12 protein-coding genes are annotated in these 14,124 nt (G+C 53.0%); 6 read left to right on the plus strand and 6 right to left on the minus strand.

The window, feature by feature from the left end; genetic code table 11:
* Positions 1-94: 94 nt before the first annotated feature.
* The 6 genes from hupB to bolA form a co-directional block, all read right to left on the minus strand.
* Positions 95-367 (minus strand): nucleoid-associated protein HU-beta, encoded by a 273-nt coding sequence (gene hupB / locus OJ965_RS16430; RefSeq protein ID WP_009091701.1) that lies wholly within the window; start codon positions 365-367, stop codon positions 95-97.
* Between the two features lie 215 nt (positions 368-582).
* Complete coding sequence (gene lon / locus OJ965_RS16435) at positions 583-2,937, minus strand: endopeptidase La (protein WP_265137156.1); 2,355 nt, start codon at positions 2,935-2,937, stop codon at positions 583-585.
* A gap of 186 nt (positions 2,938-3,123) precedes the next feature.
* The gene (gene clpX, locus OJ965_RS16440; protein WP_009091705.1) at positions 3,124-4,395 is read right to left on the minus strand and encodes an ATP-dependent protease ATP-binding subunit ClpX; all 1,272 of its coding nucleotides are present in this window, start codon (positions 4,393-4,395) and stop codon (positions 3,124-3,126) included.
* Between the two features lie 134 nt (positions 4,396-4,529).
* Positions 4,530-5,153: an ATP-dependent Clp endopeptidase proteolytic subunit ClpP gene (clpP, locus tag OJ965_RS16445; RefSeq protein ID WP_009091707.1), complete on the minus strand. Its 624-nt coding sequence runs from the start codon at positions 5,151-5,153 to the stop codon at positions 4,530-4,532.
* 335 nt (positions 5,154-5,488) lie between these two features.
* Complete coding sequence (gene tig / locus OJ965_RS16450) at positions 5,489-6,793, minus strand: trigger factor (protein ID WP_265137157.1); 1,305 nt, start codon at positions 6,791-6,793, stop codon at positions 5,489-5,491.
* 293 nt (positions 6,794-7,086) lie between these two features.
* Positions 7,087-7,401 carry a transcriptional regulator BolA gene (gene bolA, locus OJ965_RS16455; protein ID WP_008924895.1) on the minus strand — a complete coding sequence of 105 codons (315 nt, stop codon included), beginning with the start codon at positions 7,399-7,401 and terminating at the stop codon, positions 7,087-7,089.
* 286 nt (positions 7,402-7,687) lie between these two features.
* On the opposite strand from bolA, the gene OJ965_RS16460 reads away from it, so the two are divergent.
* From OJ965_RS16460 to OJ965_RS16485, 6 genes are all read left to right on the plus strand, one after another.
* Complete coding sequence (locus OJ965_RS16460) at positions 7,688-8,266, plus strand: lipoprotein (protein ID WP_009091711.1); 579 nt, start codon at positions 7,688-7,690, stop codon at positions 8,264-8,266.
* A 61-nt stretch (positions 8,267-8,327) separates the two neighbouring features.
* Entirely contained in the window at positions 8,328-9,818 is a 1,491-nt protein-coding gene (ampG, locus tag OJ965_RS16465) for a muropeptide MFS transporter AmpG (protein WP_265137158.1), read from the plus strand.
* A 444-nt stretch (positions 9,819-10,262) separates the two neighbouring features.
* On the plus strand, positions 10,263-11,189 hold the full coding sequence (cyoA, locus tag OJ965_RS16470) for a cytochrome o ubiquinol oxidase subunit II (protein WP_046101354.1): 927 nt from the start codon (positions 10,263-10,265) through the stop codon (positions 11,187-11,189).
* A gap of 4 nt (positions 11,190-11,193) precedes the next feature.
* A complete protein-coding gene (gene cyoB / locus OJ965_RS16475; protein ID WP_009091717.1) occupies positions 11,194-13,176 on the plus strand; it encodes a cytochrome o ubiquinol oxidase subunit I in 1,983 nt (660 codons plus the stop codon).
* On the plus strand, positions 13,176-13,793 hold the full coding sequence (locus tag OJ965_RS16480) for a cytochrome o ubiquinol oxidase subunit III (protein WP_009091720.1): 618 nt from the start codon (positions 13,176-13,178) through the stop codon (positions 13,791-13,793). Before cyoB ends, OJ965_RS16480 begins: the two co-directional genes overlap by 1 nt.
* On the plus strand, positions 13,793-14,122 hold the full coding sequence (locus tag OJ965_RS16485; protein ID WP_008924889.1) for a cytochrome o ubiquinol oxidase subunit IV: 330 nt from the start codon (positions 13,793-13,795) through the stop codon (positions 14,120-14,122). Before OJ965_RS16480 ends, OJ965_RS16485 begins: the two co-directional genes overlap by 1 nt.
* Positions 14,123-14,124 lie beyond the last annotated feature (2 nt).

Below are 14,124 nucleotides of genomic sequence, written 5' to 3' on the forward strand. Positions count from 1 at the left end.
ACATCTCATTGATGTGCCCGTATGTTACATGAGAACGCGTTCATCGTCCTCTCATCCACTGAAGAAAATGCGTCAATGAATCTGTTCGTTATTCTTAATTGACTGCGTCTTTCAAGGCTTTACCGGCACGGAAACCTGGCACTTTACCGGCCGGGATCGTGATCTCTTTACCGGTTTGCGGGTTGCGGCCAGTACGCGCAGCACGGTCACGTACAGAGAAAGTACCGAAACCGACCAGAGCCACTTCATCACCGTCTTTCAGCGCATCGGAAACAGAGCCCATAAATGCATCTAAAACACGTCCCGCTGCCGCTTTAGAAATGTCAGCATCAGCAGCAATTTTGTCGATCAATTGTGACTTATTCACTCTCTTCATCCCCTCTTTTATTATTTCACATCGTACCCCGGCTTCCCGCCGGGTACGAACGCGCAGCAAGTTATATCAAGCCTGTGGAGCCGAAACAACGGAATTTCTCTGAGAACGTCATGCCGGCAGCCACCTAAATTAGCGGCACAAAAAAAAGCTGGCAAGCGTCAATTGCCTTGCCAGCTTCGCTTTTTAACGGTTTATGCCGCTAATCACTATTTTGCTGTTGCGACCTGCATACCGTATGGCGCATTTTCCAGTGCCAGATTCAGCACCTCTTCAATGCGTTTCACCGGATGAATCGCCAGATCGGCAATCACGTTCTGAGGAATATCTTCCAGATCACGCTTGTTGTCGTCCGGGATCAGTACGGTTTTGATGCCACCACGGTGTGCGGCCAGCAGTTTCTCTTTCAGGCCGCCAATCGGCAACACCTGACCACGCAGGGTGATCTCACCGGTCATCGCCACATCGGCGCGCACCGGGTTACCGGTCAGACAGGAGACCAGCGCGGTGCACATCGCGATACCGGCACTTGGGCCATCTTTTGGCGTCGCGCCTTCCGGAACGTGAACGTGAATATCACGTTTTTCGTAGAAGTCACCATTGATGCCCAGCTTCTCGGCACGGGCACGCACCACGGTCAGCGCAGCCTGAATCGACTCCTGCATCACTTCACCCAGCGACCCCGTATAAGTCAGCTTGCCTTTACCCGGCACACAGGCGGTTTCGATGGTCAGCAGATCGCCGCCCACTTCGGTCCACGCCAGTCCGGTCACCTGACCGACACGGTTTTCGCTGTCAGCACGGCCATAGTCGAAGCGCTGAACGCCCAGGAAATCCTTGAGGTTCTCGCCATCGATGGTGATGTGCTTTTTCGTCTTGTCCATCAGCAGTGACTTCACCGCTTTACGGCACAATTTCGACAGCTCACGCTCAAGGCTACGCACCCCGGCTTCGCGAGTGTAGTAGCGAATGATGCCGATGATGGCGCTGTCTTCAACCGTAATCTCCCTGGCTTTCAGGGCGTTACGCTCAATCTGCTTCGGCAGCAGATGCTGCTTAGCGATGTTCAGTTTTTCATCTTCGGTGTAACCCGACAGACGAATGACTTCCATACGGTCAAGCAATGGAGCCGGAATGTTCATGGAGTTTGACGTGGCCACGAACATCACATCGGAGAGGTCATAGTCGACTTCCAGGTAGTGATCGTTGAACGCAATGTTCTGTTCCGGATCGAGGACTTCCAGCAGCGCCGACGCCGGATCGCCACGCATGTCCGAGGACATCTTGTCGATTTCATCCAGCAGGAACAGCGGGTTTTTCACCCCGACTTTTGCCATTTTCTGAATGAGTTTACCCGGCATTGAGCCGATGTAAGTCCGACGGTGACCACGGATTTCCGCTTCGTCACGCACGCCACCCAGTGCCATACGCACATATTTACGTCCGGTCGCTTTGGCGATCGACTGACCGAGGGACGTTTTACCTACCCCTGGCGGTCCGACCAGGCAGAGAATCGGCCCTTTGATTTTGCTGACGCGACTCTGAACCGCAAGATACTCGAGAATACGATCCTTCACGCGCTCCAGGCCGTAGTGATCGGTATCCAGTGTCTCCTGCGCTTTACGCAGATCTTTTTTCACTTTGCTGCGCGCGTTCCACGGAACCTGCACCATCCAGTCGATGTAGCCACGCACCACGGTCGCTTCCGCCGACATCGGAGACATCATTTTCAGCTTCTGCAGCTCAGCTTCGGCTTTCTCACGCGCCTCTTCCGGCATTTTTGCCGCGTCAATTTTGCGTTTTAACGCTTCATATTCGTCCGGCGCGTCATCCATCTCGCCCAGCTCTTTCTGAATCGCCTTCATCTGCTCATTCAGATAGTACTCGCGCTGGCTCTTCTCCATCTGCTTTTTAACACGGTTGCGAATACGCTTCTCAACCTGCAGCAGATCGATTTCAGATTCCATCATCGCCATCAGATATTCCAGACGTTCGTTAACGTCGGACATCTCCAGCACAGACTGTTTGTCTGCCAGTTTCAGTGGCATATGTGCAGCAACGGTGTCGGCAAGGCGCGCCGCATCGTCAATATTGTTCAGTGAGGTCAGGACCTCAGGTGGGATCTTTTTATTCAGTTTGATGTAGCCTTCAAACTGGTTGATCGCCGTGCGCACCAGCACTTCCTGCTCGCGCTCTTCAATTTCCGGCGAAACCAGGTATTCAGCTTGTGCCACAAAATGGTCACCGTTATCGGCCAGCGTCGTGATATGGGCGCGCTGTAAACCTTCGACCAGAACTTTGACGGTTCCATCCGGCAGTTTCAGCATTTGCAACACTGATGCCACGGTCCCTACTGAAAAGAGATCGTTAATGCCAGGTTCATCCGTTGAAGCCTCTTTCTGTGCGACCAGCATGATTTTTTTATCATGATCCATTGCGGCTTCAAGGCACCGAATTGATTTTTCCCGGCCAACAAACAACGGAATTACCATGTGCGGATAAACCACCACGTCGCGCAGCGGCAACACGGGGATTTCAATGCGTTCAGAACGCTCAGGATTCATAGAGCTCTCTCTTTGTTTAATGTCCGCCAGGTGATGGGAACCGCATCAGGCAGGTATGCAGTTAAACCCACAGGTATCTGAGTATATGGGGATGATTGTCTGACATTCAACGTCACAGAGGCGAGAAAAGCAAAAGGGGAAACATTTTCCCCTTTTTTAAGATAACAATGTGGACGATCTGTTTAATTATTCGCCAGATGCCTGCGCTTCGTGCTTACCGTAAATCAGCATCGGTTCAGACTGACCGTCAATAACTGACTCATCAATCACTACTTTTTCGACGTCATCCATAGAAGGCAGGTCATACATCGTTTCCAGTAACGCACCTTCAACAATTGAACGCAGACCGCGTGCACCGGTTTTACGTGACATAGCTTTTTTCGCAATAGCGGTTAACGCCTCGTCACGGAACTCCAGCTCAACGCCTTCCAGGTTGAACAGCGCCTGGTACTGTTTGGTCAGGGCGTTCTTCGGCTCACGCAGAATCTGAATCAGGGCTTCTTCACTCAGCTCGCTCAGCGTCGCTACAACAGGCAGGCGGCCGATGAACTCAGGGATCAGACCAAATTTGATCAAATCTTCAGGTTCACACTGTGAAAGCAGTTCGCCTTCGCTGGCTTTCTGCGATTTCCCTTTCACGGTTGCGCCGAAGCCGATACCGGATCCGGTTTCAACACGCTGCGAAATCACTTTGTCCAGACCGGCGAATGCGCCGCCACAGATAAAGAGAATTTTAGAGGTATCAACCTGCAAAAATTCCTGCTGAGGATGCTTACGTCCGCCCTGCGGTGGAACCGCGGCTACAGTACCTTCAATCAGCTTCAGCAGCGCCTGCTGAACACCTTCGCCTGACACGTCACGGGTAATCGACGGGTTGTCAGACTTACGTGAAATTTTATCGATTTCATCGATGTAGACGATGCCGCGCTGCGCTTTCTGCACGTCATAGTCACACTTCTGCAGCAGCTTCTGGATGATGTTTTCGACATCTTCACCCACGTAACCCGCTTCAGTCAGCGTGGTGGCGTCAGCCATGGTGAACGGCACATCCAGCAGGCGCGCCAGCGTCTCAGCCAGCAGCGTTTTACCACTACCGGTCGGACCAATCAGCAGAATGTTACTTTTGCCCAGCTCAATACCGTTGCTGGTATCGCCATTGCGCAGACGTTTGTAGTGGTTGTAAACCGCAACCGCCAGCACTTTCTTCGCTCTCTCCTGACCGATGACATAATCATCAAGGTGATGGCGAATTTCATGTGGGGTTGGCAACGCACTGCGTTCACGATGCGGGGCAACTTCTTTGATCTCTTCGCGAATGATGTCGTTGCACAGGTCAACACACTCATCGCAGATATACACTGACGGCCCGGCAATCAGCTTTCGCACTTCATGCTGGCTTTTGCCGCAAAAAGAGCAGTACAGCAACTTTCCTGAACCGTCTTTGCGCTTATCTGTCATCAGTTAACCTCTTCTTGTTCTCAGGCCGTACCTGCGTACGGCGCAGGCCGTGCAGTGACGGCCGAAATTCATTCAACCCGTAATAGTACCGTTGTCCTGTTAACTATAGACCAGGGACAAGGGTAAGTCGGGTCTTATTGGCGATGCGTCAGAATTGAATCGACTAAGCCATACTCTACCGCTTCACTGGCAGAGAGGAAACGGTCACGCTCGGTGTCGCGCTCAATTTCTTCCAGCGATTTACCGGTGTGCTCAGCCATCAGCTCATTCATACGCTGTTTCACCTTCAGGATCTCGCGCGCATGGATTTCAATGTCTGACGCCTGGCCCTGATAGCCGCCCAGCGGCTGGTGGATCATGACGCGTGAGTTTGGCAGGCAGAAACGTTTACCTTTGGTCCCCGCGGTCAGCAGGAAAGCCCCCATGGAACAGGCCTGGCCCATACAGATGGTGCTGACGTCCGGCTTGATGAACTTCATGGTGTCGTAAATCGACATGCCAGCCGTGATCACGCCGCCCGGTGAGTTAATGTAGAGATAGATATCTTTTTCCGGGTTTTCCGCTTCCAGAAACAGCATCTGCGCGACGATCAGATTCGCCATATGGTCTTCGACCTGGCCGGTCAGGAAGATCACACGCTCTTTCAGCAGACGGGAGTAAATGTCGTAAGAACGCTCACCACGCGAAGTCTGTTCAACAACCATTGGCACCAGCGCATTGTGCGGTGCAGTATATTCACGATCGCCACTGTATGACATTACCGTCTCCTGGATAAATTTCATTGGCAACATTCTGTACCGATTCTACGAAAGACGCGCGGGAAACTCCACGCCACGTCTCTTTCCGACACCTTCAGGACGGTTAATCAGCCAGCCTCACTCTTCTTCCTGCATACTCCCTATATCTGGGGATAGTGCACGCCTGTTTCAAGCATAACAATCTTTTCCCTGTTCGCTAACCCGGAAAAAGCGATGCGTGAATAATTTGCTGGTTAATTAAGCAAATAGAGGGGAAGAATCGCGTGCTGCGCGTCAAAACAAAAAAGCCCGCGACTTTTCAGTCACGGGCTTAGCACATACCGTTAAAGGTCTGATCAGGCCTGAGCGGTCTGGTTCATCAGATCCTGGAAGTTGGTCTCTTTCTCGGTCACTTTCGCTTTCGCCAGGACCGCTTCAACCGCCTGCTCTTCCAGCGCAACGTTGCGCATGTTGTTCATCAGCTCGTTATTCTTACTGTAGAACTCGATCACTTCCTGCGGATCTTCATACGCAGAAGCCATCTCTTCGATCATGGTGTTAACGCGTGCTTCATCCGCTTTCAGCTCATGGGTACGAATCACTTCGCCCAGCAGCAGGCCGACAACAACACGGCGTTTCGCCTGCTCTTCGAACAGTTCGCGAGGCAGTTCCAGCGCCTGCTGCTCGTTGCCACCAAAACGCTGTGCAGCCTGACGACGCAGAACGTCGATTTCGCTATCAACCAGCGCAGCAGGAACGTCGATTTCGTTAGCCGCAACCAGACCGTCGATCGCCTGAGATTTGATGCGGTTACGGATAGCGCCTTTCAGCTCACGATCCATGTTCTTGCGGACTTCAGTGCGCAGACCGGCAACAGAACCATCTTCAACGCCGAAACGTTTGATGAACTCTTCAGTCAGTTCTGGCAGCTCGCGCGTTTCAACTTTCTTCAGCACGATCTCGAACTTCGCGTCTTTCCCTTTCAGGGTTTCTGCGTGGTAGTCGTCCGGGAATTTCACGTCAATGGTGAACGTCTCGCCCGCTTTGTGACCTACGATGCCTTCTTCAAAGCCTGGGATCATGCGGCCCTGGCCCATGGCCAGAACGAAATCAGAGGCTTTGCCGCCTTCGAACTCTTCGCCGTCAACGGAACCGTTGAAGTCGAGGGTCGCGCGATCTTCTGCACCGACCGCTGCGTCGCTTTCAATCCAGTTAGCCTGCTGCTTGCGCAGGGTATCCAGCATGGTGTCAACGTCAGCATCGGTAACTTCAACCAGAGGTTTTTCGACTTCGATGTTTTCCAGGCCTTTCAGCTCAACTTCCGGATACACTTCGAACTCAACCGCGTAGGTGAAATCCTGACCTTCTTTGTACTCGCCTGGCACGTAGTTAGGTGCGCCAGCCGGGTTGATTTTTTCTTTGATGATGGCGTCAACGAAGTTGCGCGTCATCAGCTCGCCCAGCACGTCCTGGCGGACAGAAGCGCCGTAACGCTGTGCGACGATGTTCATCGGCACTTTGCCTTTACGGAAACCATCGATGCGAACTTTCCTGGCAACGTCAACCAGTTCTTTTTTTACTGCGCTTTCGATGCTGTCAGCAGCGACAGTAATCGTAATGCGACGGCCCAGGCCCTGAGTGGTTTCTACAGAAACTTGCATCTTGTTACCTCAAAAAATCACGTGCTCGGTCAACTTCAGACACCACACATCGTGAAATGCGCCGTATCCAACAACCGGGACGGCTTCCGTGAAGAGAACCTGATCCCTGTTACCAGAAGCGTCCCGAAGACATTCCGGAAAAATAGACGCAGCATTATAGCGGCATCGCTGGAATGAGTCGAGGATGGTAACTCACCACTTTTCAGCAGCTTTGCTGCTTTTTTGAGCCAGGGATCGCGTTTTTCGCTAAATAAACGAAAAAACGGCCCGCAGGCCGTTTCAGAGAAGGGAGATCAGGCGAGGGTTCCGGCCCCACGACAGTTCGGCGAAGCCAGCACGGTATCCTGCAATCCTTCCCACTCTTTCAGTGTGTAGGTGTGCAGGGCTAAGGCATGGACGCTGCCGGCGAGTTCTGCCGCCAGTTCGCCATAAATCAGACGGTGACGCGCCAGAAAGCGCTGGCCTGCAAAGCAGTCGCTGACAATGACCACTTTGAAGTGACTTTCGGAACCGGCAGGCACATTATGCCGGTAACTTTCGTCATGCACTTCCAGATGAGCTGGCTGAAATGCCACACGCAGCTTTTCTTCTATTTGTTCGCGGATCATGGCTATTACTCCTCAATGGCGAGCGCGGTGCCCCATCTCATTCAATCTTAGTCGCTTTTACTGCGCTTACCCGTCAGCCGACACGAAATATTCGCTCAGGCGTCGGCCAGCTTCCGGCGCGCATCATAACGCAGCTGAAACGAACAGCAAACAGACCCGCCAGTGACCCCGCGCAAAACATCTTCAGAGACAATTTCCCCTGGCGCAGGGCTTTTTTCACTGCCGGGCAATGCTATGATGAACGCCATTTTTGCAAACCAACCCCCTGACACCAACGAGAAAAAGTATGTTGAAAAAACTGTTATTCCCCCTGTTGGCTGCGTTCATTTTAGCCGGCTGTGCAACCAGCAATAATACCCTCACCATTCAGCCTAAGATTGAGCTGCCACAGCGCGATCCAGGCCTGATGGCGGTCACCGTCAGCATCAACGGAGCCGATCAGCGTCAGGATCAGGCGCTGGCAAAAGTGAACCGTGACGGTCAGCTGGTGACCCTGACACCATCGCGCGACCTGCGTTTCCTGCTGCAGGAAGTGCTGGAGAAACAGATGACGGCACGTGGCTACATGGTGGGACCGAATGGCGCGGTCGATCTGCAGATCGTAGTGAACAACCTCTATGCTGACGTTACCCAGGGCAACGTGCGCTACAGCATCACCACCAAAGCGGATATCTCTATCATCGCTACCGCCAAAAACGGCAGCAAACAGGTTAAAAATTACCGCCAGACTTACAGCGTAGAAGGCGCGTTCAGCGCAACGAACCAGAAGATTACTAACGCGGTCAACGCCACCATGAGCGATGTCATCGCAGACATGGCACAGGACACCAGCGTCAACGACTTCATCAAACAGAACGCGCGTTAATTTCGCCTCTCCTCTGCCCGGCATGATGCCGGGCATCGTGTTTGTTACCGGCAGGATCCGCATGAACCATTATCTTCGCCTCTTCAGCCAGAAAAATGCCGCCGTACTGCTGCTGCTCGGTTTCGCCTCCGGCCTGCCGCTGGCCCTGACATCCGGCACGTTGCAGGCGTGGATGACAGTGGACAATGTCGATCTGAAAACCATCGGTTTCTTTTCGCTGGTCGGCCAGGCCTATGTCTTTAAGTTTCTCTGGTCGCCAATGATGGACCGCTACACGCCGCCGTTTCTGGGCCGGCGTCGCGGCTGGTTGCTGCTCAGCCAGCTGGCGCTGGTCGGGGGCATTGTGGCGATGGGTTTTCTGCAACCCAGCCGGGATCTGACCCTGATGGCGGCTCTGGCGGTGCTGATTGCCTTCTGCTCCGCCTCACAGGACATTGTCTTTGACGCCTGGAAAACCGATATTCTGCCGCCTGAAGAGCGCGGCAGCGGCGCGGCGATTACCGTGCTGGGTTACCGGCTGGCGATGCTGATTTCAGGCGGGCTGGCGCTGTGGCTGGCTGACCGTTATCTCGGCTGGCAGGCGACCTACTGGCTGATGGCGCTGATGATGGTGCCAGGCATTATCGCCACGCTGATGGCGAGCGAGCCGGACACCCATATTTCCACGCCCCACTCTCTGCGTCAGGCTGTTGTCGACCCGCTGAAAGATTTCTTTCAGCGCAATAACGCCTGGCTGCTGATTACCCTGATTATTCTCTACAAGCTGGGCGATGCTTTTGCCGCCTCACTGACCACCACCTTTCTGATTCGCGGCGTCGGCTTTAATGCTGGCGATGTCGGTCTGGTTAACAAGACGCTGGGCCTGCTGGCGACCATCATTGGTGCGCTCTATGGGGGTGTCGTCATGCAGCGCCTGAGTCTGTTCCGGGCCCTGATGATTTTCGGCCTGCTGCAGGCTGTCTCAAACTTCGGTTACTGGCTGCTGGCGGTGACGGATAAACAGCTGTGGAGCATGGCCAGCGCGGTCTTTGTGGAAAACCTCTGTGGCGGCATGGGCACCGCCGCCTTTGTGGCGCTGTTGATGACCCTCTGCAACAAATCGTTCTCCGCGACCCAGTTTGCCCTGCTGTCAGCGCTTTCTGCGGTGGGCCGGGTTTACGTCGGTCCGGCTGCGGGCTGGCTGGTAGAACTCTGGGGCTGGCCAGCCTTTTATGCCTTCACCGTCGTGGCGGGCGTGCCGGGTCTGTTGCTGCTGGCATTTTGCCGTCAGACGCTAAATCAGGTCGAGCAGAGTGGCAAATTCCTGACACGAAGCTACTATCCTCTTGGCTATCGCTGGACGAATCGTCTGTTTGCAGCAGGCTGTGGCGTGCTGGGACTCTGGCTGGTGGCGCTGGCGCTGGATGCGCTGGGGCTCACTGTGCTGGCTGCCCTGCTGTCACCCCTGTTTGGTACTGGCATGGTGCTCGCGTTGCTGGCCGTATTGTCGGGTCTGCTGCTCGACTACCGGGCACTGAAACGAGCGCCTGCCCTGCCCGCGTCAGATGCTTAAGTGAAATCGATGGGTTAACGGCTGCGGCTTATTTTTTTGTCAACGGACCAGGCCGCCGTCATTTATCATCGCCTGTTATTTTTTGAAAATAAGAATATGGCCTGAGGAGGGGGAGCGGAAATACTAAAAACCGGTGAGCAATTACTTTAGTTAAATTTCATCACATAAATGATGCAGACTTGTTAAATATTTGGGCGTTAAAAGTAAGGGTTATTCCTTTCCCTGATTTTTTTTCGGTTACTTCCATTGGTTTTTGTTATATTGGTGCCAACTGCTTGTCTGCGTTAACTATTTGTCACCTGACGCAACATCTGTGACACCCTTAGCAAAAGGTGTCAACACGCATCTGACACATCCTTAAGCTGGTTTACACTGCATAAACCTTCCCGTAAAATGCGCGCACACTTAAACGACAATAGAGCCCTTTGTCATTGAGGTCGTTAAATGAGACTCAGTAAATACAATAAAAGTTTGGGGATTTTGTCATTAATTGCAGGCACTTTATTAATGAGTGGCTGCGATAGTGCATTGTTAAATCCCAAAGGACAGATTGCACTGGAGCAACGTTCGCTGATACTGACTGCCTTTGGCCTGATGTTGATCGTCGTTATCCCCGCAGTCCTGATGGCCGTGGTGTTTGCCTGGAAATATCGGGCATCCAACACGAATGCGAAGTACAGCCCTAACTGGTCACACTCTAACAAAGTGGAAGCCGTGGTCTGGACCATTCCGATCCTGATCATTCTCTTCCTCAGCGTGCTGACCTGGAAATCGACCCATGCACTGGAGCCCAGCAAACCGCTGCAATCTGATGTAAAACCGGTTGAGATCGATGTGGTTGCACTGGACTGGAAATGGCTGTTTATTTACCCGGAACAGGGTATTGCAACCGTGAACCAGATTGCCTTCCCGGCAAACACGCCAGTGAACTTCAAAATCACGTCTAACTCCGTCATGAACTCTTTCTTCATTCCAACGCTCGGCAGCCAGATTTATGCGATGGCCGGTATGCAGACCAAGCTGCATCTGATTGCGAATGAGCCAGGGACTTTCGACGGTATCTCTGCGAACTTCAGTGGTCGCGGTTTCTCTGGCATGAAGTTCAAAGCCATTGCAACCAAAGACGATGCGGAATTCCAGCAGTGGGTAGCAAAAGTTAAAGCAGCACCTAACACGCTGACCACCATGGAAGATTTCGAGAAAGTTGCTGTACCAAGCGAAAACCACCCGGTGGAATATTTCTCTTCAGCGAATCCTGAACTGTTCAAGCAAGTTATCGCTAAGTTCATGACCAGCCACGGGAAGATGGACATGCCTGAACATGAAGGTATGGACATGAGTCACGCCGCTTCCGCGGGAGCCGAGGAATAATACGATGTTCGGAAAATTAACACTGGATGCAGTGCCGTACCATGAGCCGATTATCATGGTCACGGTCGCCGGTATCATTTTAGGTGGTCTGGCACTGATTGCTGCCATCACCTATTTTGGTAAATGGCAATATCTGTGGTCTGAATGGCTAACGTCTGTCGACCATAAAAAACTGGGTATCATGTACGTCATCATGGCATTCGTTATGCTGCTGCGTGGTTTTGCTGATGCGATCATGATGCGTACCCAACAGGTAATGGCTTCGGCCGGTGAAGCGGGCATTCTTCCACCGCATCACTACGACCAGATCTTTACGGCGCACGGCGTCATTATGATCTTCTTCGTGGCGATGCCTTTCGTGGTTGGCCTGATGAACATCGCCGTTCCGCTGCAGATTGGTGCACGTGACGTTGCGTTCCCGTTCCTGAACAACCTGAGCTTCTGGTTTACCGCGGTCGGTGTGATCCTGGTTAACCTGTCGCTGGGTGTGGGCGAGTTCGCGCAGACCGGCTGGCTGGCTTATCCGCCACTGTCCGGCGCGGAGTACAGTCCCGGCGTCGGGGTCGACTACTGGATCTGGAGTCTTCAGCTCTCCGGTATCGGTACGACCTTAACCGGTATTAACTTCTTCGTGACCATCCTGAAGATGCGTGCACCGGGCATGAGCCTGTTCAAAATGCCTGTCTTTACCTGGACTGCGCTGTGCACCAACGTCCTGATCATCGCTGCGTTCCCGGTTCTGACCGTGACCCTGGCGCTGTTGACCCTTGATCGTTATCTCGGCTTCCATTTCTTCACCAATGAAATGGGCGGGAACATGATGATGTACGTCAACCTGATCTGGGTCTGGGGTCATCCGGAAGTGTATATTCTGGTTCTGCCGGTCTTTGGTGTGTTCGCAGAAATTACCGCGACCTTCTCCAAAAAACGTCTGTTTGGCTACACCTCACTGGTGTGGGCGACCATCGCGATTACCGTGCTGTCGTTCATCGTCTGGCTCCACCACTTCTTCACCATGGGTGCGGGTGCGAACGTTAACGCCTTCTTCGGTATCATGACGATGATCATCGCGATTCCGACCGGGGTTAAAATCTTTAACTGGCTGTTCACCATGTACCAGGGTCGCATCCAGATGCACTCTGCGATGCTGTGGACCGTTGGCTTCCTAGTAACCTTCTCTGTAGGGGGTATGACCGGCGTACTGCTGGCCGTTCCGGGTGCTGACTTCATTCTGCACAACAGCCTGTTCCTGATTGCACACTTCCATAACGTTATCATCGGTGGTGTTGTCTTCGGTTGTATGGCGGGCGTGACCTACTGGTTCCCGAAAGCCTTTGGCTTTACCCTGAACGAAACCTGGGGCAAACGCGCCTTCTGGTTCTGGATCATCGGCTTCTTCGTTGCCTTTATGCCGCTGTACGCGCTGGGCTTCATGGGTATGACCCGTCGTCTGAGCCAGGATATCGATCCACAGTTCCACCCTCTGCTGGTGGTCGCTGCGGTCGGTGCAGGTCTGATTGCAATGGGTATCCTGTGTCAGCTGACCATGTTCTACGTTTCGGTCCGTGACCGTGACCAGAACCGTGATCTGACCGGTGACCCGTGGGGCGGTCGTACGCTGGAGTGGGCAACCTCTTCACCACCACCGTTCTATAACTTTGCTGTGATCCCGCATGTGCATGAGCGTGACGCTTTCTGGGAAATGAAAGAGAAAGGCGAAGCGTACAAGCAGCCGGAGTCGTATGAAGAGATTCATATGCCGAAAAACAGCGGTGCTGCACTGGTTATCTGTGCGTTCGCGACGGTAATGGGCTTCGCGCTGATCTGGCATATCTGGTGGCTGGCAGGTCTTTCATTCCTCGGCATGATCGTTACCTGGATCGTGAAGAGCTTCGACGAAGACGTGGATTACTACGTTCCGGTTGCTGAAGTTCAGAAGATTGAAAACCAGCACTTTGACGAAATCAGCAAAGCAGGTCTGAAATAATGTCAACTGAAACTCTGATTAAACATCACCACGACGCCCATGCGGAGCATGGGCATCACGATGCAGGAGCCAATAAAGTCTTTGGCTTCTGGATCTACCTGATGAGTGACTGCATTATCTTCGCAACCCTGTTTGCGACCTATGCCGTCATGGTCAACAACACTGCCGGTGGCCCGGCAGGTAAAGATATCTTTGAGCTGCCGTTTGTTCTGGTAGAAACCGCCCTGCTGCTGCTGAGCTCCATCACGTACGGCATGGCTGTTATCTCCATGAACAAGGAGCAAAAAGGTGCCGTTATCGGCTGGCTGGCGCTGACCTTCCTGTTTGGTCTGGGCTTCATCGGCATGGAAATCTATGAATTCCATCACCTGATTGCGGAAGGCTTTGGTCCGGATCGCAGTGGCTTCCTGTCTGGCTTCTTTACGCTGGTCGGTACCCACGGTCTGCACGTGACCTCGGGTCTGATCTGGATGCTGGTGCTGATGTTCCAGATTTCTAAACGTGGCCTGAACGCGACTAACCGCACCCGTATCATGTGTCTGAGCCTGTTCTGGCACTTCCTGGACGTGGTCTGGATTTGCGTCTTCACCGTTGTTTACCTGATGGGAGCCATGTAATGAGTCATTCTGTTAACGAACATGGCGCTTCACACGGTAGCGTGAAGTCCTACATGATCGGCTTCATCCTCTCTATCATCCTGACGGCGATCCCGTTCTGGATGGTCATGGATGGCAGTGCATCTCACGGTACTATCCTCGGTGTTGTTCTGGTCTGTGCGGTTATCCAGGTGCTGGTTCACCTGGTTTACTTCCTGCACTTAGACAGCAAATCTGAGGGTGGCTGGAACATGGTAGCCATTGTTTTCTCGGCCATCATCATCCTGATTGTCGTAGTAGGCTCACTGTGGATCATGTGGAACCTCAACTACAACATGATGCCTCACTAAAG

Source organism: Pantoea anthophila (assembly GCF_026104315.1).
Lineage (GTDB): Bacteria > Pseudomonadota > Gammaproteobacteria > Enterobacterales > Enterobacteriaceae > Pantoea > Pantoea anthophila.